At 27.3% G+C, this 19,763-nt stretch carries 26 protein-coding genes; all 26 read left to right on the forward strand.

The window, feature by feature from the left end:
• Window positions 1-3 precede the first annotated feature (3 nt).
• The 26 genes from ACKTTQ_RS18445 to ACKTTQ_RS18570 all read left to right on the forward strand — a co-directional run bounded on the left by ACKTTQ_RS18445 (window position 4) and on the right by ACKTTQ_RS18570 (window position 19,709).
• Window positions 4-1,956 carry a PA3715 family protein gene (locus ACKTTQ_RS18445; RefSeq protein ID WP_408050045.1) on the forward strand — a complete coding sequence of 651 codons (1,953 nt, stop codon included), beginning with the start codon at window positions 4-6 and terminating at the stop codon, window positions 1,954-1,956.
• 52 nt (window positions 1,957-2,008) lie between these two features.
• A complete protein-coding gene (locus tag ACKTTQ_RS18450; RefSeq protein WP_408050046.1) occupies window positions 2,009-2,740 on the forward strand; it encodes a hypothetical protein in 732 nt (243 codons plus the stop codon).
• Between the two features lie 267 nt (window positions 2,741-3,007).
• Window positions 3,008-3,367, forward strand: coding sequence for a hypothetical protein (locus ACKTTQ_RS18455; RefSeq protein ID WP_113785450.1), 360 nt, complete (start codon window positions 3,008-3,010; stop codon window positions 3,365-3,367).
• Window positions 3,368-3,369: 2 nt separating this feature from the next.
• Entirely contained in the window at window positions 3,370-3,747 is a 378-nt protein-coding gene (locus ACKTTQ_RS18460) for a hypothetical protein (protein ID WP_408050047.1), read from the forward strand.
• On the forward strand, window positions 3,744-4,148 hold the full coding sequence (locus ACKTTQ_RS18465) for a hypothetical protein (RefSeq protein WP_093871910.1): 405 nt from the start codon (window positions 3,744-3,746) through the stop codon (window positions 4,146-4,148). Before ACKTTQ_RS18460 ends, ACKTTQ_RS18465 begins: the two co-directional genes overlap by 4 nt.
• Window positions 4,149-4,247: 99 nt before the next feature.
• Window positions 4,248-4,883 (forward strand): SanA/YdcF family protein, encoded by a 636-nt coding sequence (locus ACKTTQ_RS18470; protein WP_093871909.1) that lies wholly within the window; start codon window positions 4,248-4,250, stop codon window positions 4,881-4,883.
• Window positions 4,884-4,903: 20 nt separating this feature from the next.
• Window positions 4,904-5,368: a Rieske (2Fe-2S) protein gene (locus ACKTTQ_RS18475; protein WP_093871908.1), complete on the forward strand. Its 465-nt coding sequence runs from the start codon at window positions 4,904-4,906 to the stop codon at window positions 5,366-5,368.
• Window positions 5,369-5,410: 42 nt separating this feature from the next.
• Complete coding sequence (locus tag ACKTTQ_RS18480) at window positions 5,411-5,923, forward strand: hypothetical protein (protein WP_408050048.1); 513 nt, start codon at window positions 5,411-5,413, stop codon at window positions 5,921-5,923.
• Between the two features lie 19 nt (window positions 5,924-5,942).
• On the forward strand, window positions 5,943-6,917 hold the full coding sequence (locus tag ACKTTQ_RS18485) for an SH3 domain-containing protein (protein ID WP_408050049.1): 975 nt from the start codon (window positions 5,943-5,945) through the stop codon (window positions 6,915-6,917).
• A gap of 29 nt (window positions 6,918-6,946) precedes the next feature.
• On the forward strand, window positions 6,947-7,561 hold the full coding sequence (locus tag ACKTTQ_RS18490) for a DUF6714 family protein (protein ID WP_408050050.1): 615 nt from the start codon (window positions 6,947-6,949) through the stop codon (window positions 7,559-7,561).
• 1 nt (window position 7,562) lies between these two features.
• Window positions 7,563-8,342 (forward strand): hypothetical protein, encoded by a 780-nt coding sequence (locus tag ACKTTQ_RS18495; RefSeq protein WP_408050051.1) that lies wholly within the window; start codon window positions 7,563-7,565, stop codon window positions 8,340-8,342.
• Between the two features lie 34 nt (window positions 8,343-8,376).
• Window positions 8,377-8,796 (forward strand): hypothetical protein, encoded by a 420-nt coding sequence (locus tag ACKTTQ_RS18500; RefSeq protein WP_408050052.1) that lies wholly within the window; start codon window positions 8,377-8,379, stop codon window positions 8,794-8,796.
• A gap of 25 nt (window positions 8,797-8,821) precedes the next feature.
• The gene (locus ACKTTQ_RS18505) at window positions 8,822-9,307 is read left to right on the forward strand and encodes an SRPBCC family protein (RefSeq protein ID WP_408050053.1); all 486 of its coding nucleotides are present in this window, start codon (window positions 8,822-8,824) and stop codon (window positions 9,305-9,307) included.
• A 54-nt stretch (window positions 9,308-9,361) separates the two neighbouring features.
• Window positions 9,362-9,700 carry a hypothetical protein gene (locus ACKTTQ_RS18510; RefSeq protein ID WP_147239347.1) on the forward strand — a complete coding sequence of 113 codons (339 nt, stop codon included), beginning with the start codon at window positions 9,362-9,364 and terminating at the stop codon, window positions 9,698-9,700.
• A 137-nt stretch (window positions 9,701-9,837) separates the two neighbouring features.
• The gene (locus tag ACKTTQ_RS18515) at window positions 9,838-10,236 is read left to right on the forward strand and encodes a hypothetical protein (protein WP_113785459.1); all 399 of its coding nucleotides are present in this window, start codon (window positions 9,838-9,840) and stop codon (window positions 10,234-10,236) included.
• A 143-nt stretch (window positions 10,237-10,379) separates the two neighbouring features.
• Window positions 10,380-10,910, forward strand: coding sequence for a hypothetical protein (locus ACKTTQ_RS18520; RefSeq protein ID WP_408050054.1), 531 nt, complete (start codon window positions 10,380-10,382; stop codon window positions 10,908-10,910).
• A 159-nt stretch (window positions 10,911-11,069) separates the two neighbouring features.
• Entirely contained in the window at window positions 11,070-11,513 is a 444-nt protein-coding gene (locus tag ACKTTQ_RS18525; RefSeq protein ID WP_158530808.1) for a lipocalin family protein, read from the forward strand.
• Window positions 11,514-11,545: 32 nt separating this feature from the next.
• Window positions 11,546-11,938: a hypothetical protein gene (locus tag ACKTTQ_RS18530; protein ID WP_408050055.1), complete on the forward strand. Its 393-nt coding sequence runs from the start codon at window positions 11,546-11,548 to the stop codon at window positions 11,936-11,938.
• Between the two features lie 361 nt (window positions 11,939-12,299).
• Window positions 12,300-12,977 carry a helix-turn-helix domain-containing protein gene (locus tag ACKTTQ_RS18535; RefSeq protein ID WP_408050056.1) on the forward strand — a complete coding sequence of 226 codons (678 nt, stop codon included), beginning with the start codon at window positions 12,300-12,302 and terminating at the stop codon, window positions 12,975-12,977.
• 21 nt (window positions 12,978-12,998) lie between these two features.
• Window positions 12,999-14,483, forward strand: coding sequence for an alpha/beta hydrolase family protein (locus tag ACKTTQ_RS18540; RefSeq protein WP_408050057.1), 1,485 nt, complete (start codon window positions 12,999-13,001; stop codon window positions 14,481-14,483).
• A gap of 261 nt (window positions 14,484-14,744) precedes the next feature.
• Window positions 14,745-15,323 carry a hypothetical protein gene (locus ACKTTQ_RS18545; protein ID WP_408050058.1) on the forward strand — a complete coding sequence of 193 codons (579 nt, stop codon included), beginning with the start codon at window positions 14,745-14,747 and terminating at the stop codon, window positions 15,321-15,323.
• 46 nt (window positions 15,324-15,369) lie between these two features.
• A complete protein-coding gene (locus ACKTTQ_RS18550) occupies window positions 15,370-16,224 on the forward strand; it encodes a helix-turn-helix domain-containing protein (RefSeq protein ID WP_408050059.1) in 855 nt (284 codons plus the stop codon).
• Between the two features lie 90 nt (window positions 16,225-16,314).
• Window positions 16,315-16,707: a DUF5367 family protein gene (locus tag ACKTTQ_RS18555; protein ID WP_408050060.1), complete on the forward strand. Its 393-nt coding sequence runs from the start codon at window positions 16,315-16,317 to the stop codon at window positions 16,705-16,707.
• On the forward strand, window positions 16,704-17,189 hold the full coding sequence (locus ACKTTQ_RS18560; protein WP_408050061.1) for an anthrone oxygenase family protein: 486 nt from the start codon (window positions 16,704-16,706) through the stop codon (window positions 17,187-17,189). The genes ACKTTQ_RS18555 and ACKTTQ_RS18560 overlap by 4 nt, the downstream gene beginning before the upstream one ends.
• Before the next feature lie 11 nt (window positions 17,190-17,200).
• Window positions 17,201-18,037 (forward strand): NmrA family NAD(P)-binding protein, encoded by an 837-nt coding sequence (locus ACKTTQ_RS18565; RefSeq protein ID WP_408050062.1) that lies wholly within the window; start codon window positions 17,201-17,203, stop codon window positions 18,035-18,037.
• A gap of 463 nt (window positions 18,038-18,500) precedes the next feature.
• Window positions 18,501-19,709: a hypothetical protein gene (locus tag ACKTTQ_RS18570; RefSeq protein ID WP_408050063.1), complete on the forward strand. Its 1,209-nt coding sequence runs from the start codon at window positions 18,501-18,503 to the stop codon at window positions 19,707-19,709.
• Window positions 19,710-19,763: the final 54 nt, after the last annotated feature.

Below are 19,763 nucleotides of genomic sequence, written 5' to 3' on the forward strand. Positions count from 1 at the left end.
CAAATGAAAAACATATATATATTAATTATACTAGTATTTTTTTCATGTGCTCAAAACACAAATGAAAAGAAAGAAAGAGTTCTTAAGGTACAAGATATTAGTGAACAAATAGTAGGGACTTCTACGGATAAAGTAGAAGATGCAAAGGAAAGTAGTATTGAATATACTGTAGAAGATATTTCAGGAGTATATGAATTGGTACATGGTAAAACTCATATTATTGGTGACAATAATTTTGAGATTTACAAAGCAGCTATTGTAATTATTAGATTATCTGAAACTGATTTTGGCTTTTATTCTGCTAATAAAACAAAAGGAATTTCACCAATAGGTGATTTTGGAGTTTTAAGAAGTTTTAAAAACGACTTTTATAAATTAGCAATATGTAATGAGGAAGGTGTTGAAGGCTATGATAAAAACAATTTTAGTAATGGGCTTTATTTGCATAATAAAGTTTTCATCCATAAAAAAGGAGGTTTATTAGGAGTAATTAAGTATGGAAGTAATTTTAGAAACTACATGCTTTATAAGAAAAAGAAAGATGCATCTGATTTTTATATATCATTAAATAAAACAATTAAAAATACGAAACAAGAATATTATAAATACCTCGAAAATTATAAAAAAGCAAAAAACTTCGATGCTGCTAAACTGAAAATAGAACACCAATTTAATGGTGATGTTTGGTTAACAAAACACTTTCATAAAGAAAATTATAAAAGTTTTAAAAACACACATTCGTATCAAAATCCATATCAAGAAGGCCAGTTTATAAAAGAAGATGCCACTTTTATAAGTCAATTTGAAAATCCAAATTTTAACAAGGTTATTAATGAGATTAGAGTTAGGTCATTGCCTTTAGTTGATAACACAAATTTTGATAGTTTTATTGAAGAAGGTGATTATAATGAGGTAAATATAAAAGCGTTAAAATTAGAGGAAGTTTACCCTAAGTTAAATAAAGAAGGTTATAATTACAGAGCTATAGCTTCTTATAAAGTGAAGATTTCAAAAGCGTTTCATTCAGTTATAGTAACTATAAAAAAGGGAGATAATGAAATGGAATCTCGATTAATTAATTACGATCTTAAAGGTAATATTCTTGATTCTAAAGTAATTTCTTATGATGAAATTGCTGAAGCACAATCAAAAATTGAATCTAAAATTGAAAAAAATAAGCTAACAATTCATAATATTTTATGGATAGATGAAAAGAAAATTGAAACAACATTTTTTGAAATAAAATCAAATGGAAAAATAATTCCTATTTCTAAAGAAGAAGAGTTAATTGATAGTGTAATTGAACAACTAAATTTAGACCTTTCAAAGGTTAATACTGATTTGTTGGTAACCAAGACTATGCCTAACAATTCACAAGAAATTATTATGGTTATTCCAGCATATGTAAATACTAATAATGACGAACATCATTTTGAATTAAATAGTCATATTGTAATTGTAAATAGTAATACAGGAAAAATAACTCATAAGTATTTTGAAAGTTCTCAAACTAATGGTTGGGTTTCAGATGCGATACAACTAAGAGAAATAACGATTGATACTGCTCCTTATCTAGTTTCGAAAAACAATAGAGCTTTTGGAGTTAAAGTGCATTATTATGGAAGTTCTAAAGCCAATCCATATAGTAATAAAACTATTTCACTGTTTATAAAGTCAAAAAACAAGTTAAAAAAACTACTGCATAATTATGATGTAATGAACTATGGAGGAGAATGGAATACCGAATGTGTTGGAGAATTTACAGATGTTAAGAATACACTCATTATGTCAAAAGAAAAGACGAATGAATATTTTGATATCATTATAAAAAGTAAAGTTACTGAGACTAAAAATAGTGTAAATGAAAATGGAGAATGCGATTCTAATGAAAAAACAACTACAAAATCAGTAGTATTAAAATTCAATGGAGAAAAATATATAAAGAATAAAAATTAATTAAACGCTAGTGTATTACTATATATCTAACTTATAACTATAAAGTATAAAGATGAAAATTAAAACTTTTTCTTTAGCTATGTGGTGTATGATTTTAATACTAATAGCATGTGCTTCAAACAATCCTTTAGAAAAGAAACTTGAATTATTTCAAACCCCACCAGGATATCAATACCCTATAGATAGTACAGGTTATTCAGAAATAAAAAGTTCAATATTTTTTACTAAAAACAGCAATACTGAAGTGTTTACGATGAATAGTAATAATCTATATTTGGTAGATTTTAATAATGATGGAGAAAAAGATATAATCTACCTAGACAAACGACATTATCAAAGAACCGTATTGTTAGAGAAAAGAGGCAATAACTTTGTTGAAATTTTTAGTGAACCAGGAAGATTAGTAGATGTAAAACAAGGAAAAAAAACTACTTTTTTTGTTTTAAATAACGCTATAGGTTGCCTTAATGAAGCGAGCTTATCTGAGCTTATGATTAAGGATGATACTGTTATTGTAGAAAACATATTAACCCTTCATGTAGATACTAAACTTAATAACATAAATAAAACATTAAAAACACAACGAGTTTCAGGAGTTTTAAGAACACAAGCTGTTGTAGATGACACAAAGAAAAATGATCCTTGTACAGGAGATGTGAAAATTGGAAATCAACTTAGAACTATAGAAGATAAAGTGGTTACAATTATTAAAAACCAAGATGAATGGTTGCTAGTAGTTTTTAAAGAAGTAGATAGAAGTATGATAGGTTGGGTGAAAATTTAATTCGTAATAACATACAGTTTTAAAGTGTAATTGTAAAAGAATTGACATAAGAGAACCAACTGAAGAAAGAAAAGAGCTTTAGGTAAATAAGAGCCTAGAATGTTGATTTTAAATAGTACTTTAAAAAGGTTGTTGATAGTTAGATATAATAATATTTTAAATATAGATAAAATGAAGTTGGATAACTTTACTGGTACTGATAATAAACGGGTTTTTATAATGATTTTGTTGATTTTTATATGCTACTTTTCGTCTTATGCCCAAAAAATGAATACTTATTTACATAAAGAATTGCTTGCAAATGTAGGCTCAATTTGTGAAGAAACACCAGATGATAATCCTTGTGCAGGTAGTGAAATATATTTAAGCCTTCTATTTGATGAGAAAAAAGTAGAAATAGCTGAAAAAGAAATTTTTACTTGTGGTAAAGAATCTATATCATTAATAGGTACCTTTAATTGGAAATTAGTAAAAAACCAGAAAATTATAATAGATTTTGCTACAGAAAAAACAAAAGGTACTTATGCAGAGAAATTGTTTTTAGAATTAAAGCAACAACAACTTATAGGAAGTGTTACTCATTTAAATGGACGAGTAATTAAGTATGTATTTAAAGAGAAAAATTAGATTTGAAAAATAAAGAGTTAAAAAATAATTTACATTTTGTAGGAGAAACAGAAGGTGTTATTTTTAATCATAATTCTTTCTGTGAAATGATTAAACATATCATGGTGAAATATGGGGAAATAACATATGAAAGGGCTAACGAAAAATTAAAAAACAGTTTTTTAATAGAAGAACCAGAATCTAAAGTTGATGTAGAGTTTTTAGGTCATGAATTAGAATTTCATTGGGCAATGCTAGCACTTCATGGTGATATGTACTGGATAAAAGGAATTCCTAGTGATTATAATAATTTTAAAAAAGAATATCTAGCTTGGGAAACAGCAATTAAACTAAAGTACAAGTTAAAAGAATTGTATATCTATTACGAAATAAAAAAATGAAATACTTTTATTGTATACTAATACTCATAATTAGTTCTTGCTCAGTAAACAAGAAAGAGGTTTCTCTAAAGAAAAGCAATCATGTAATAGAAAAAGCAGGAAGTTTAAAAGAGGAGGTATCTATTCAAAAATTGATGTTGTTAACAAAAGAAGAAGCTGTTGCTAAATATGAAAAAGCTTCTTTTATAGAACGATTTACTTTAGATGCTGCTTATGGGGAATTTAGAAATAATATAACTAACCAATATCTTCAGGAAGAAAGAGTAAGCAAAACTATTATAATAGATGAGGTTACTTGGGAAAAAGATAAAGAAACATGGATTACAGTTTGGTATGAAGTTCAAGAAAGCAAGTCAATCCCCAAAGCAGTGTATGTATGGGAAAAAGGAACTGAATTTTAAAGAGATATTAGATAAACTTTTTCTTGAAAACCAAACTCTACTCGAAATGTTTTGTTTTTAATATAAAGTGTTATGTTTAACTAATAAAAATAAGATTGAATGAAAAAGAAAAAAATAATAGGAGTACTACTGGTTTTTATAATTCCGTTTATGTTAGTGTTTGTAGCAAATTATTCTATAGAAAAAAATGCAGTAAACAAAACTTTTACTGATTCTAACGAAATAAAAAAGAATAAAGTAGGGCTTGTATTGGGGACTGCAAAAATCCTAAATAATGGTAGGATTAACCTATATTTTAAATATCGAATACAAGCAACGGTAGCGCTTTATAAAAAAGGTAAAATAGATTTTGTCTTGGTTAGTGGAGATAATGGAAATAAAAATTATGATGAACCAACCGATTTTAAAAATGAGCTTATAAAAAAAGGAATTCCAGCAAATAGAATATTTCTTGATTATGCTGGATTTCGAACTTTAGATTCTGTGGTAAGAGCAAAAGAAATTTTTGGGCAAACAAGTGTTACTATTATTTCTCAGAAGTTTCATAATGAACGCGCAATTTTTCTAGCAGAAAAAAATGGAATTAATGCTATAGGGTTTAATGCAAGGGATCTAACTGGAAAATATGGGTTAAAAGTTAGAATTAGAGAATACTTTGCAAGAACAAAAGCTTTTTTAGATATCATGTTTGGAGTAGAACCTAAATTTTTAGGGGAAAAAGTTGAAATAAAATGAAGCAATACTAAAAATAATTAATGATAACAGTAGGTTCTATTTCAAGAGAAAAAGCAACAGAATTTTTTCCTTTTTTACAATTAAAATATCGAGGAAGGAGAAAAGATATCAAGGAGTATACGCATACATATCCTGAGTTTGTTTTTTGGATTTATCCAAATGGTAAACTATTTAATGCCAAAGATGCTCATAAAAAAAATGTACCTAAAGGATTTGACTATATTTTAAAAGATGAGCCTAATTATGGAGGTTTTTTAAGAGGTAGATTGGCAAGACAGTTTAGAGAACAAATTATTGTAATTTATTGTGAATCCAATGCATTAAACAACAATATTGAAAAAATAAATCAATTTTTAAGTGGAATAAAAGATATCCCAGTACCAGTATCAGTGAACACCTTAGTGGTTTCTGATAATGGTGATATATACGGAACAATATCAGATATAAATAAAAGGCAACTAGCTTTACAAGAAACGAGATTGTAATGTTATTATGTATAGCTATGATTCTTAAGGTTAATTTGTAATATGAAGTTAAATCACCCTATAAAAGTAGATTTATTAGAATTCTTTAAAACCGGAAAGTTTGATTATTTAAAACTTGGTCAAACTCAAGAATGGATTTTAAATAATTTTCCTGATCCTGATAGTGGATATGACCCTGATACAAATGAAAGTTTTAATATCTGGACGTATGGAGGTATTGAATTGCATTTTGAGGAAGGGATGTTGTTTTTAATATATTCTGATTATTGGTATGAAGGTAAGCTGTCAGATACAAAAGAGTTAACACTTAATAAATGGATTTTTGAAGATATAGATAAACTCAACCTTTTATATGTGCTAACAAAACTAAATGAGGAAAACATAGATTATAAAAAGAAAACAGATAACCTCGGAGTTTTGTTACGCTTAAAAAGCGGTGTGGAATTGACCTTTGGAAACATAAATGATGTTGAAGGATTAAATACCAATGAGTATCATTTAACATCTTTTGCATTGGTAGCTGAAAATCCGTTTCGTTGGAAAGATTATATTTAAGAACATTAAAACTGTATACATGAAAATATTGGTTAAAATATACATGCTGTTTATGTTTAGTAACGTGTTAGCGCAAGAATATTATTTTATAAATGCTGAGAATGGTTTAAATGTTCGGTCTAAAAGTAATTCGTCATCATTAAAAGTTGCTAAAATTCCATTTGGTGTTGTGGTAGAAAAGCTATTTGATACCAATAAAAAAATAACTATTAATGATAATGGTAAACCAATTGAAGGAAGTTGGATTAAAATAAAGTATAACAATTATATATATTTAGTTTCAAAAGAGGGAAAACCATTTGAAAAAGAAGGATATGTATTTGATGGTTATTTGAAAAAGGTAAAAAATAAAAATGTAATTAATACGTCAAAGATTAATCTTACAAAGTTTAATGCATTAAAAGAAAAAATAGAAGAGATAATACATAGCCCCCAAAAAAACGGAAATTTAGATTCAATTAAAAAAATATTAAAAAATCGTGTAACATGGGTAACTAAATTTGAAAATGAAAATTATAAAAGAGAAGATGCTATAAAAAGTATTAAAACTAAAAACGGACAAAAGCTTATACTAAATCAGCATAGTAATGATTATGGTTTTTCAGAAGGATGGTCTGGATATTATCCAACATATGATATTTTAGTTTTAGAAGGAGGGCATTCAAGTGATAAGTGTTTTTCAATTAAAACAGGAGAAACAGAATTAACGATTGGTAACCCTAAATATATAATTTCTTCACCCAAAAATACGTATCGTCTAAATGGTTATTTTGGAGGGCAAGAATGCATATCTTACTTTTTTCAAAAAAAAGTAAATGGAGCATTTATTTATCTTACTGAATTTAACTGGAATAATGATACTTGTACATTTAAGGAATTTCATTGGGTTACTGAAACAGAATTTATTTATAAAATAATTAATTACAGTAAGGAGACTGTTAATGGAGTTGAAGAATATTATGAAGGAAAAATAAAAGGGATTTCTAACAATTAATTGCTTTTTACTTTGGCTAACTTGTTTAAATGATTAAAAAAGAAGAATTAATTAGAGGTATCAACGAGGCTTTTAAAAATATAAAACTTGAAGAAGGTATAGGACTATGGGAAGCGCAAGGGCACGATGATAGATTGACTGCTAAAGAATGTAAAAAGCTAAGAGCTAAAGATGAAACAAATGATTGGACAAAAATATCTTTGATAGATTTATATGTTTGTAATAGTTCCATTACTTTTTTTGATGCTAAAGGAATGCTATTTCATATGCCTAAATATTTACTTGTATCATTAGATGTATATAAAGAGGAAGAAAAAAAGTTGATCGAAAAGGGAATGATCGAAGAGTTTTATAAACCCGATATAACAGATCATTTAATAGCTATAACAAAGCATTTATCTGATGAAAATGATAATCAAAATAAAAAGTTTTATGAGGAGTATTTTTCGCTATTCAATCATAAACAATTAATGTGTTTAGTGAAATTTATTGAGTACAGAATGAATGAGGTAAGAGATTATTATAAAAGTGATAAAGCTAAAGAATTTGGTTTATTATCTAATGCAGTTTTATATGATAAATATTTTATCCAATTGTATGAAGCGTCAATATGTTTGAAGCAAAAATTAAAAATAAATAATTAATATGAAAAAAATAGGATTCCTCATAGCGCTTATATCGTGTACATTAAGTTTTGGACAAAATAAAAGTCAAAAAAAAACTAAAACAATTCATGTTTTTGTTGCTTTATGCGATAATATAAATCAAGGAATAGTTCCTGTTCCAAAATTAATAGGTAACGGGCAAGATCCTAAAAACAACCTTTATTGGGGAGCTTTGTACGGGGTTAAAAATTTCTTGAAAAATAAATCAAATGATTGGGTGTATAAAAAAATGATTACATCGAAAAATACAAACATACTTGAAAGCATATTGTTTAAACATAAAACTAAAAACATTTACTTATTAGCTGAAGCTTATGATGGAGAAAAAATTAAAGTTTGTACTGAAGATTTTTTATTAGCGTCTAATAATAATTTTAAAAGAAGAATCAATTATAATGAGATAAATTTAGAATTTGGTGGAAACTCAGAATTAGTTGCTTATATAGGTCATGATGGATTAATGGAGTTTAAAGTTAACTTAAAATATAAGCAGACTCCATCAAAAAAAATAGATGCTATAATTTTAGCTTGTGCTAGTAAAAATTATTTTCAAAATGAAATAATTAAATCAAAAGCCAATCCTATTTTATGGACTACAAATTTAATGGCACCTGAAGCATACACGCTAGAGGCAGCTTTAAACTCTTGGGTAAAAAAACAGAAAGGTATTCAAATTAAAGAAGCTGCTTCTAAAGCCTATAATAAATATCAAAAATGTGGATTAAGAGGTGCTAGAAGGTTGTTTGTTACAGGGTTTTAACTAAGAAAAAGAATTAAGTATTATTTAAAAGTATATGACTTATAAATATTCTATTTGCTATCCAGAAAAAGAAAATATTGAATACAGAAATACTCCTTTATCTGGAAGTGAAGTTATTGAAATAGCTGAGAACTATCCATGGATTGATAAACTAAATCATTTAAGGTCTTTAAAAGAAAAAGATGTCTATTTCAATCCTGCTCTTGATTTTACTTGTATTGAAAAAGGAACTAGCTTTTGTATGACTGCTAATTTTGACAAAAATCAAGCACTAGAATTCTCTTTATGGTATAATAGACCAAAAAAAGTTAAGGTTTTATTCGGATTATTAGGAGAGAAAGAAAAAATGGTTGTTGATGATATTTGGTCGATTAGTTTTAATAAGTCATTGAAATATTTGGAACACTTTATTAAGAGAGATGATTTGTTAATAGAAGAATTATATAAAAATTAAATTTTATTACATTGAACGATAAAAATTGAAGTTAAAAAACACCATATCTGAAAAAATTACTCTAAATAAAAATATTGAATGGTTGTTTGAATTTACCCAAGATTTTACCAACCGAAAAAAATGGGATAAACAAACTCTTGAAATAGGTTTTCTTGATGACCATATTGAGCTTAAAAAAGGAGCAAAAGTTTATACCAAATCAATAGAAGGAATAAGAATGGATACTGAATATTTAACGTTTGATACTCCAAATGAAATATCAATTCAGATGCTAAATAAATCACCCGTTTTCAAGAATTTCATTGGTGTTTGGAATTATATTTCAATTGAAAATGATAAAACCATTTTAAAAATTACTTATAAGTTCAATTTAAGATTTCCGTATAACATAATTTCAAAAATAGTTTTTCAAAAGACTCATAAAAATATTTTGAAAAAACTTGAGTTTCTTGAAAATTACCTTTTAAAATTGAATAATGAAGAGTGTAGTAAAATGGGATGTAAAAAATAAGAGATACACTTTTTTTATTCAAATTATTCTTTAAATTTGGGCAAAAAAGCTATTATGAAAAAAGTTATATTTACTTTTCTGTTTATTTCAATTATTCAATTCTCACACTCTCAAGAAGTAGTAGTCTTAGATAATATTGCTATCTCTGTCAAAAAATGCTTATTAAAATATCAAGATACGATAAACGAAGAAAATCAAAATACGTTTATTAAAGAATGTCTTGAAAATGCTACAGAAGAGCATATGAGTTTACTTCTTAAGCATTATAAAATAGCTAGCTTTAAACAAATCAGCCTTAAAACTTATGTGGTTGACTTGATACCATATATTTCAAAAAAATGTGGTTTAAAAGAAGAAAAATTAAAGAAAGTGTTTGCCAAATGGATGAAGTAGGAGCTTTTTAGTTGTGTATTGAAAATGAGTTCGGTTGGTGGTGTTTGCATCGAGCTGGAATAGATTAAATTAAAAAGACTTAATAAAGTAATTGGGCAAAATAAAATTGCGAATGTTTACTAAAATAAAATTTGAAAATGAAATTAGAAGAAAGAATGGTTTTTTGTGGGATATGTACAAATAGAAAAGTTGATTTTAACACTGGGCTTGTATGTGGTTTAACTAGTCAAAAACCTAAATTTGAAAATAAATGTAATTTTTTTTCTAAAGATGAAAAAGAAGCTGAAAGAAAGTTGAAAATGAAACTTGACGCTGCAGGAACTGCTAAAAGCCAATATGGTTCCTTAAACCCTCAAAAGAATATTAATTATGGAGCTTTTTTAGTAGTATCTGGAGTTTTAGTATTATTCTTATTGTCTATTTTATTTGGTGGAATTATATTAACTACTGGAATTTCATTTTTAATTAGAGGATATTCGCAAAATAAAATTTTAAAAGAAAATAAGTCTTTTAATGAAAAATTAAGAAAACAATAAGTATTGTTCGAACTTATGAAGTTACTTTTAAATAAACTTAAGTTGTAAGAAGTATTTTTTTAATTAAAAAGAAATAGAATTGTGTTTTTAAAAAATATAAAGCGATCACTTTTAAACTTTATTAAATTGTTAATGGTAATAGAATGAAGATATTTAGAAATATAGTAGCATTTTTACAAGCATTACTTCTTTTTCTTGGATTTATTTTTTTAAGCGCTGTAATATATTCAGAGTTGAATTCCCCTTACAATATAATTATTGCAAAAGCAGTTTTTAGTGTAGGTGTTTTTTTAAGTAGATCACTTTTTAATTTGATAATAAAAAGAGGAGTTCTTTCTGTAATATCTGGTGATAACGCAACCTATGATTTAGATGAATTAGAGCCAACACTAGGTAGTGACGTATTGAAATTAACTCCTGAAGAATTAACAAATCTATTTTCTAAAAATAAACCGAGTTTTAATAAAGGTGTAACAGTATCAATTTGGGGAGATTGGCAAGGTAGGCAGTTAGATACAAGACATCAATTAGATTCTTTGAATTTTAATTCGGATAATGATATCCTGACTATTAATTTTAGTGATAAATGCATTTTGAAAGTTAAAAGTCCAAGGATAATATTTTATACAAGTAGCTATTTAAAAGTAGTGAAAGCTAAAGAAATACTTTGGTAAGTTCCTGTTGATACTAACTCAAAGAATCAATATAGTTATTTGAATACAGCAGAAAAAATTTACATAAAATCTAATACCAAATGGAAGCCTCATGCTTATGATATTGGTATAGGAATGAATGCTCTTTATTTACAAGGATAACAATTAAGAATGAAAAAAATGAAATTATTTTATAGGCTATTAATCATCTTTATAATTTTCTCATCATGTACAAGTGATGAGAATTCTAATTCAGGTTCAGTGTCAATTATTGGAGATTGGAAAATTACAAAAAAGGCATATTCTTGTTCTTCTAAGACAATACAAGATTTAGGATTAAATCAGTGTGAGAAAAAAATAACAATATCTATTTTAGAGAACGGTAATATTATTTTAAATGATTTCAGATTTTACAATAATGACTGTGTTTTAAAGTCAACAAAAGGGAATTGGAAATTAAATAATAATGAATTAGTGATAACTCTTGAAAATGCAGATGATTTTACATTTACTGAGTTTAAAAATAATATATTAAAAATAGGCTATTACAGTACCGACCCTACAAAAATATGTGATGATACTAGTCAAGTATCTTATTCTTACGTTGAGTTTGTGAAATTATAAATTTTTATAATGGGTTGTAAGTAATTTTAAAAATGAAAAGAGTAGAGTTTGGGTATGTATCTGACTGGAAAAGTAGCTCTATGGCTTATTGGGTTCATATAGAGGAAGGAAAAAGTATTTGGTCTAAATCAGAGAAATTTAATCCTCCTGCACCAATTAAAGATGGAGTTCAAGGTTATCGAAAATTGACTATTGAATTTGATGGTTTTATATTTGAGTTTACTAGCGAAGCTCAATTTGAAGAGTTTATAACTGTTATGAGTAAGAAACTTCTTCCTACTTCTTTTGAACTAGCAAATAAACGTCCAGGTAGTAAAGGTCGAAATAGTCATTGGTTAAGTCGTTTACCAGGGAAAACAAAACCTTGGCGTTATAGAGAAAAGCTAATTCAGTATTGTAAAAAGATAAGTTTTACATCAAAATAGAATTGGACACACCATTTCTTAAGCTATATTAAATAGATTTCTTCGATTTACTACATAAACGATTTAGTCAATTACACTTAGGTTGAGTTTTAGTAATATTTAATAAACTTATGTAGTTTAGGGTATTTTCTCTGTAAAAGTAAATGTTATCAAATCAATGTGCTTATATATCAAAAACAGAATAAGAATTTGTCTTTTTTTCATAGTTTTATTAAACATTGAGGTAATGTGTTCCTAGCCCTAAAAGTCACATGAAAACTAAGCTTACTACGTAAATGTCATATTAATGACGTATTAAATACATTGTTTAAATTTGATAGGAATTAAAGATTGATTTAATCTTGCATTGAATTTAGACATAATGGAGCAACCACAATTAGGAAAAAAAATAATAGAGTTAAGATTAGCAAAAGGTTTAACTCAAACAAAACTAGCAGAAAAGTGTAATTTAAGTTTAAGAACTATTCAAAGAATAGAATCTACAGAAGTTACACCTAGAAGCTATACTCTTAAAATGATATTTAAGATTCTAGATTTTGATGGTTTTATTCCGTTGAATAAAAAGTCTTCGGTAAAAGAAAACTTAAATAAGCCTCAAAAAAATGTAATAATAACTATCCTTTTAATTTTAACAACCTCTATTGTATCTATTATTGGTTTTCAAGTTATCTCAAACTTTAAGAAACAGTCAGCTGAAGAAGTTTCTGAATTTATACAAAAAAATCAATCTAATATAAAAAAATGGATGAACAACAAGCAAGTTGATTCAGTACTTACTTTATACGATGATAATGCATGTATTTTAAACTCAATATGTGGAAAGATTCAAATTAGTGAAATGATGGATAATATTGTAAAAAATGATTATGAATTAATTGAATATAAATCTTTGTCTATTAGTGTAAGTAATATGATTGCTGTAGAAAAATATAAAAATACGTATAGTTATAAAGGAAAAACTAGTAATCAAATTGGGATTACAGAATGGCATTTTAAAAATGGAAAATGGTTAATCATAAATGATGTTTTTCGTAATTAACCAGCCACTAAAATTAAACTTATGAAAGTTAAATTAATCGTTATATTATTTATAATTCTTTTGCAAAGCTGTAAGAATGTAGATTTTGAAAAAAATAAAAAACACTATTTAGAAAAACAAACAGAATTTGCAATTCCTATGTGGAATTATATTAAAGGAAATAGTTATCAGCTAAATATTCTCAATCAGAATATTTTCACACAAAAGATAGATTCATTACAACTTATATTCACAAGCTATCTCAATAAGAATAAAGGTAAATTAGACCAAAAAACGTTTAATGAGGAAACGGTGTTAATTAAATTAGCTTTCGATAAATTAATCTTAGAATATCCTGAACTACATAAAAGATATACAGGAAAAAATATAGTTCTATCTAAAAAAAATCAATCAAAACTTAATAAAAATATTAAAGTATTTAATGATACAACGTTTTTTTTAACAAAAGATTTAAAAGATTATGTAGCATCTTATATAAGAATTGAAGCAAATAAAAAATTAGAAAATAGTGTTTTTGGAAAATCAGATAATCAACAGTTACAAGCAGATTTGAGCGTGATAGATGAGGTGTTTACTACTACTAAAATTAGTGATTTTTGGAAGCATAAGTATATAAAGCATCATATTAATAATTTAGGAATAAAAAATATAAATAAGATATATTCAAGCTTTATGATGACTTGTAAAACAGCAGAATATAAAGAAAACATAAGTAAACTGTATACCTCTCATAAAAAGGAGAGAGAAAATCATAGTATAGAAACGTATAAAGAAGTTGATGGCTTTAAATTAGAGCTACATCTTTTTTTACCTAATAAAGAAAAATTTAAAGGAAACCGACCAACTATAGTTCAATTTCATGGAGGTAGTTGGTCTGAAGGTAAACCAGATTGGTTTTTTAGTACAGCAGAGGAGTATGCGAAACAGGGTTGGGTAGTTGCTGTAGTTGAGTATAGAATTAAAGGGAAACAGAATACTTATCCTTTTGAAGCTGTTAAAGATGCAAAATCTTCAATACGTTGGATAAGAGAGAACTCTGAAGTATACAATATTGATGTAAATAAAATTATAGCTACTGGTAATTCAGCAGGTGGGCATTTGTCTTTAGCAATTTCATTGGCTAATAATTGGAATGAAAAATCCGATAACCTTAAAACAAGTGCAATGCCAAACGTTATTGTTGTAAATTCTGGAGTTTATGATTTAACAACAAACTCTAATAGATGGATAGTTGAAAAAAAACTAAATAAAGATGTAGTAAAAGAAATTTCACCAAATCATTTGTTAAAAAAGAGCAAGGTAAAAATGCTTTTAATTCATGGAGATAAAGATAAAAACTGTCATTATGAAACTGCTCAATATTTTTACAAACAAATGAGCGTATTAGGTAATGATATCCAGTTTTATACAGTTAAAGATGCAGATCATTGGATATGGTTTGGAAAACATTCAAAAGAAGTATCGAAAGTAACAAGAGAGTATTTAAGAAAATTAAACTTTAACTAAAACTAGTTGCGATCGTCTGTAATCTTATTTTTTATATAACATATTGTTATACTGATGTAAGAATATAAATGTTCATTATGAAAAAAGGATGAATAACCAATAAAATTATAAATAGCTTCAACAATTAATTTCAAGTATTTTTACGTTAAAATTATAGCAATATTTATATTTGATGGAATTAATACTAAATAAATGATTAAAAAATCATTGAAATATTTAATAATCATCCTTTTAAATTTACTATTTCTAACAATCTTACTTTTGTTTTGGACAGATAAATTTGAGTTAGAATTTAATAAGTTAGTTCGTCCAATTGAGTTTTTGAAATTAATTGGAATATCACTAGTAGGGCTAGTTCTTATAGGAGTTTTGACTATAGTTTTCCGAAAATTAAATGTTGAATCATTAAAAACAAGAATAGGAATAGTTGTAGTTTTTATTTTAATAATCAACTCATATTTTTATATTGATTATGGAATGAGAATATATAGCAACAAAATAACAAATAGTGAATTTCGTGAGGGAGCATTAAAAAAAATCAGTAATGTAGGAATAGAGCTTGCTTACGGAACCCAAGCTGAGAATTTGACAGGAAAAGAATATTTAGAAATAACAAAAATTAAATGGTTTCCCAAGTTACCGATAAAAGCCAAGAACATAAGTTTTAGGTATGATTATGATGGTTTTTTACCAGATTATTCATTTTCGTTAAGCTATGATTTACCAAAGGAGATGAAAGTTGATACTATGAATTATAAAGATGGAACTTTTTCAAAAAGTCAGAACTTTAAAGTTATTGGTGATAGAAAAAGAGTTATTTATCATGAAGGACAATGGTAAAATTGAAAACTGCAATAACTAAAATCCAATAAAGGCAAATAAAGGAATGAATCGTGAAATTATAGACATAAATGATTGTACAATATTATTAGAAGAAGCTTCTACTGATAAAAATAGTTTGATCGATTCTTGTTTCTTTGACGAGCCAGTTATTGCTATTGCTTTTTATGGAGCAGGAGATGTTAGTCTGAAAGTTAAATACGATGGAAAAACCAAAGAGTTTCATCATACTAAGGGAATGATTTTGTCATTTTATGCTGATAAAAAAGTAGAGTTTGAGCATCATGTATCTGCTCAAAAACCTTTGCAATGTTTGGTAATTACAACAACAATTAAAAATTTAGATAAATTACCCAATGGAGAAGGTCAGTTTTTAGAACAGTTTTTGTACCAGCTTGTTCATCCCAAAGATCATTATGTTGAAGGCCCCGTGTTTAATATGACTCCAGAAATGTTTTTGTTAGTTGAACAATTCTTTAATAATAAATATGAAGGAAATCTTAAAATGATGTTCTATAAAAGTCATATGAGCGCTCTACTTTCTCATTATTTTGGAGAGTTGGCTTTTCAAAAGGCTACTGAAATAAATACTTCACTGCTTAAAAAAATAAACCATGCTCAAGAAATATTGTTGTCTGATTTAGAAAATCCACCATCTTTAACCGAATTAGCACATAAAATAGGAACCAATATTAATAAGCTTAAAATAGAGTTCAAAGCTCAGTTTGGTGTTCCAGTTTTTAAATACTTACAAAACGAACGATTAAAGAAAGCTTACAGCTTAATTAAAAATGAACAAAAAACTATTCAAGAAGCTGCTTGGGCAGTTGGCTATGATAGTTTAGGTTCTTTTTCGAATGCTTTTGAAAAAAAGTTTGGATACAGGCCAAGTCAAGTATAAGATTCTTTTCGAATAAATCATAATTCTTTCTGAATAAGTCGCTGTTTTGCAATGGCTATAGATTTGCATCATAATTAAATATCAAAAATTATGAGCAGCAATAAAATACTTAGCATTGTATGTGCCAGTATCGTTTGGGTTTTTGGCGTTAGCTTTTACCTTCTTTCATTTTATATTCCCATTCTAGAAAATCCTGAACAACAAGCTACTATTGTATTAGTATTTGCCATTATTCCTAGTGCCTGTTTTGGAACTTATTTATTCTATAAAAAAGGGAGTATGAAACCATCTACATTGGCACTAACATTTGTATTTGTAGCAACAATATTAGATGCATTAATAACAGTGCCAATATTTGTAATTCCCAACGGTGGCAGTTACTCAGAATTCTTTGGAGACCCTATGTTTTTTACCATTTTGGTTGAGTTTTACTTCATTGTATTGTATTTCGGAACTTATTTAATCAAACAAGAAAAAGCATGAAAACCGTAACTCTTTTTATGACAGTTTTATTAAATGCACTTTCTGCAGGTCTTTTCTTTGCTTGGTCGGTCTCGGTAATATTAGGAACAAAAAAAGTAGGAGATTTTACTTACTTGGAAACCATGCAGAATATTAATAGAGAAATCTTAAATCCAGCGTTTTTTATACTGTTTTTTGGAAGCTTAATAGCATTGATTATAACAAGCTACTTACAGTTTAATACTAAAACAGTGTTTTGGTTGGTGTTGGCATCAACAATCATTTATTCTATTGGCACATTTGGCATTACTGCTCTTGGAAATGTTCCTTTAAATAAGGAGTTAGACGCATTGAATATTAACAATTTAAACCTATTAGAATTAAAAAGCTTTAGAAGCTATTACGAAAGTACTTGGAATCATTACCATAGCATTAGAACAATTTCAGGAATGATTTCATTCGTCCTAGTATTAATAGCAACATTTATTCACAAAACAAATTAAAACAATTCATTATGAAATCAAATATTTTAGTTATTGGAGGAACCGGAAAAACGGGTCGCCGTGTAGTACAACATTTAAAAAACAAAGGAATAGAACCTAGAGTAGGGGCAAGAAAAGCATCACCAAGTTTTGATTGGGATAATAAAGATACTTGGGTAGCGGCTTTAACAGGTGTCGAAAAAATGTATGTTAGTTATTATCCTGATTTAGCTGTTCCTGGAGCTAAAGAAGCTATACAAAGTGTAACCTATTTAGCTAAAGAATTAGGAGTTAAAAAAATGGTATTGCTTTCTGGAAAAGGAGAAACTGAAGCAGAAGCTTGCGAAAAAATTGTAATTAATTCTGGGATAGATTATACCATAGTTAGAGCCTCTTGGTTTAATCAAAATTGGAGTGAAAGTTTCTTTTTAGAGCCTATTTTGTCTGGAGAGGTGGCATTACCAATGTCAGATGTTTTAATACCATTTGTAGATGTAAATGATATTGCTGAGGTTGCTGCTACAGTTTTACTTAACGATTCTTATAATGGTGAAATTATTGAGGTAACAGGACCTGAATTAATTACATTTAAGAATGTTGTTGACATCATATCAAAGGTTAGCGATAGAAGCTTACATTTTTACGACATCACATTAGAACAGTATGTTGAAGGTATGAAACAACAAGAAGTACCAGATGATGTTGTTTGGTTAATAGAGTATTTATTTAAGCATGTTTTAACTAACCCACAAAATCAGTTAGTGGTTCATGACATTGAACGAGTTTTAGGCAGAAAAGCAACAACATTTAATGAGTATGCCCAAGAAACCGCTAAAACTGGAATTTGGAATCAAGTTATAACGAAATAACTGTTACTAGTAGATAAAATACCTTTAGGTTCGTTGCGGGAATACATGAGGGGATGTACAACTACCCAATTATTAGTTGTTCGCATTGGTGTAATCATGATCTTATATTAGTTTAATAGCAGTTGCTAAAATTGAACTAGTCCATAGATTATCAGAAGGTTTGAAAGTATATGATCCTGTGTTTGAAATACAGGTATTAAGAGTTGACCTGATTTTTTGGTTGAAATCATCTATCACTCGAAAGATTGAAGAAACACCAAGAAAACTAACTAAAAATAATCACTTGAATGTAAAATGATTAGGGTAGCTAAATACTCTTTTGATTAAAATAAAAAATAAATCAGGGTTATTTTAATGTGTTAATAGTTAGGTTTTTTGTTGCTGAAAAATACCTATTATTAGGTACTTTATTCAAAAGTTAAATGAATTATTTTCGAAAATAATCAAATTTAAAACTATTATTATGAGAAAATTAAATATTTATATTCTATTAATTTTATTTGGAACATTAAACATTTTTGGGCAAAACAAAGAGTGTGATTGCTCTGTGGCTTTAGATAAATCTTTAAAAAATAAATATACAGAGAAAAAACTTTTAGATTTAAGAATTGAACTTTATGAGTATTATAAGTTTTTACAAAACAATTCAGAAGCTAGTGTAAAGACATATAGGAAATCGACTTCTCTTGAAGCTTTTACTTCCTATGGTCTTTTTGGTGGTTCATCTGGTAAAAGTGGCGGTAATCAGAGTAGAAAAATAAGAAACCTGAAAAAAATTATAGATAGAGATCAAAGTATTTCAGAAAAAGTATTTAAACAAATAGCTGTTGATGTCTTTTCCAATAATCAATTAGAAGCATATAAGGCTTGTTTAAGATCATGTCCAAAAAAAAATGGTGTTTTTTATGAAGTAACTGGAGATATTGAAGATGTATTTGCTATTAACTTAAGCTTTACAAATACTGTAGGAAAATATAAAGTAACTCTAAAGAATAATGCAACGTTGGTTAACTGTGAACCTATTGGCGGGTTTGTATTAAAAAAGGGTTTTGAATTAAAAAATAATCATAGCATTATTCAATATTTAAAAATAATTAATAGAAAGAAAGCAGCTCATATCGGAGTTAACTTTAATGAAGTTTCTTTTGGAGATATTCATTTAGGAAATGAATATTTTGGTAGTAGTAATTCTTTACCAATTGGAACTATAATTAGTTCTTTATTTAGGTACCAAACTTACCTTGAGGTAAATAAATTTAAAGCTACTGATAATATGTCTAAAGCTATTTGGGTGCCTTGTGATGGTAGAAATGTATCTTCTTCTAGATATGGAGAATTCTCAGGTAGTGTACCCGATTTAAGAGGTCTCTTTTTAAGAAATGTAAACGATTATAACGTCCCTTTTGATGGTGTTAGAGAAGTTAAGCCTTTACAAGCTAATCCTGATAATACTCCAGCAGGTGTTTTTCAAAATGAGAGCATACAATCTCATACTCATGGTTTGCAATGGTATGCCAGTGGGGGTATGGAACTACCAAATATATATCCAGGTATTAATAATTCATATAACCCTAAACCAAATCAAGCATCTTCTAAAGGAGTATCTCCAACTGGAGGAAACGAAACAAGACCTAAAAATATGAGTGTTTATTATTATATTAAAATAAATTAGATCTTAATATTTTATGAGATTTCTATTTTTTTAAAGAGTCCTTTGAATAGTTGG

The organism is Tenacibaculum halocynthiae (assembly GCF_964512825.1).
Taxonomy (GTDB): Bacteria; Bacteroidota; Bacteroidia; order Flavobacteriales; family Flavobacteriaceae; genus Polaribacter; species Polaribacter halocynthiae.

Excerpts from the sequence above, each read along its gene's own strand:
- ACKTTQ_RS18445 (WP_408050045.1), top strand. The coding sequence starts at position 4 with ATGAAAAACATATATATATTAATTATACTAGTATTTTTTTCATGTGCT.
- ACKTTQ_RS18450 (WP_408050046.1), top strand. The coding sequence starts at position 2,009 with ATGAAAATTAAAACTTTTTCTTTAGCTATGTGGTGTATGATTTTAATA.
- ACKTTQ_RS18455 (WP_113785450.1), top strand. The coding sequence starts at position 3,008 with ATGAATACTTATTTACATAAAGAATTGCTTGCAAATGTAGGCTCAATT.
- ACKTTQ_RS18465 (WP_093871910.1), top strand. The coding sequence starts at position 3,744 with ATGAAATACTTTTATTGTATACTAATACTCATAATTAGTTCTTGCTCA.
- ACKTTQ_RS18470 (WP_093871909.1), top strand. The coding sequence starts at position 4,248 with ATGAAAAAGAAAAAAATAATAGGAGTACTACTGGTTTTTATAATTCCG.
- ACKTTQ_RS18475 (WP_093871908.1), top strand. The coding sequence starts at position 4,904 with ATGATAACAGTAGGTTCTATTTCAAGAGAAAAAGCAACAGAATTTTTT.
- ACKTTQ_RS18480 (WP_408050048.1), top strand. The coding sequence starts at position 5,411 with ATGAAGTTAAATCACCCTATAAAAGTAGATTTATTAGAATTCTTTAAA.
- ACKTTQ_RS18485 (WP_408050049.1), top strand. The coding sequence starts at position 5,943 with ATGAAAATATTGGTTAAAATATACATGCTGTTTATGTTTAGTAACGTG.
- ACKTTQ_RS18490 (WP_408050050.1), top strand. The coding sequence starts at position 6,947 with ATGATTAAAAAAGAAGAATTAATTAGAGGTATCAACGAGGCTTTTAAA.
- ACKTTQ_RS18495 (WP_408050051.1), top strand. The coding sequence starts at position 7,563 with ATGAAAAAAATAGGATTCCTCATAGCGCTTATATCGTGTACATTAAGT.
- ACKTTQ_RS18500 (WP_408050052.1), top strand. The coding sequence starts at position 8,377 with ATGACTTATAAATATTCTATTTGCTATCCAGAAAAAGAAAATATTGAA.
- ACKTTQ_RS18510 (WP_147239347.1), top strand. The coding sequence starts at position 9,362 with ATGAAAAAAGTTATATTTACTTTTCTGTTTATTTCAATTATTCAATTC.
- ACKTTQ_RS18515 (WP_113785459.1), top strand. The coding sequence starts at position 9,838 with ATGAAATTAGAAGAAAGAATGGTTTTTTGTGGGATATGTACAAATAGA.
- ACKTTQ_RS18520 (WP_408050054.1), top strand. The coding sequence starts at position 10,380 with ATGAAGATATTTAGAAATATAGTAGCATTTTTACAAGCATTACTTCTT.
- ACKTTQ_RS18525 (WP_158530808.1), top strand. The coding sequence starts at position 11,070 with ATGAAATTATTTTATAGGCTATTAATCATCTTTATAATTTTCTCATCA.
- ACKTTQ_RS18530 (WP_408050055.1), top strand. The coding sequence starts at position 11,546 with ATGAAAAGAGTAGAGTTTGGGTATGTATCTGACTGGAAAAGTAGCTCT.
- ACKTTQ_RS18535 (WP_408050056.1), top strand. The coding sequence starts at position 12,300 with ATGGAGCAACCACAATTAGGAAAAAAAATAATAGAGTTAAGATTAGCA.
- ACKTTQ_RS18540 (WP_408050057.1), top strand. The coding sequence starts at position 12,999 with ATGAAAGTTAAATTAATCGTTATATTATTTATAATTCTTTTGCAAAGC.
- ACKTTQ_RS18550 (WP_408050059.1), top strand. The coding sequence starts at position 15,370 with ATGAATCGTGAAATTATAGACATAAATGATTGTACAATATTATTAGAA.
- ACKTTQ_RS18555 (WP_408050060.1), top strand. The coding sequence starts at position 16,315 with ATGAGCAGCAATAAAATACTTAGCATTGTATGTGCCAGTATCGTTTGG.
- ACKTTQ_RS18560 (WP_408050061.1), top strand. The coding sequence starts at position 16,704 with ATGAAAACCGTAACTCTTTTTATGACAGTTTTATTAAATGCACTTTCT.
- ACKTTQ_RS18565 (WP_408050062.1), top strand. The coding sequence starts at position 17,201 with ATGAAATCAAATATTTTAGTTATTGGAGGAACCGGAAAAACGGGTCGC.
- ACKTTQ_RS18570 (WP_408050063.1), top strand. The coding sequence starts at position 18,501 with ATGAGAAAATTAAATATTTATATTCTATTAATTTTATTTGGAACATTA.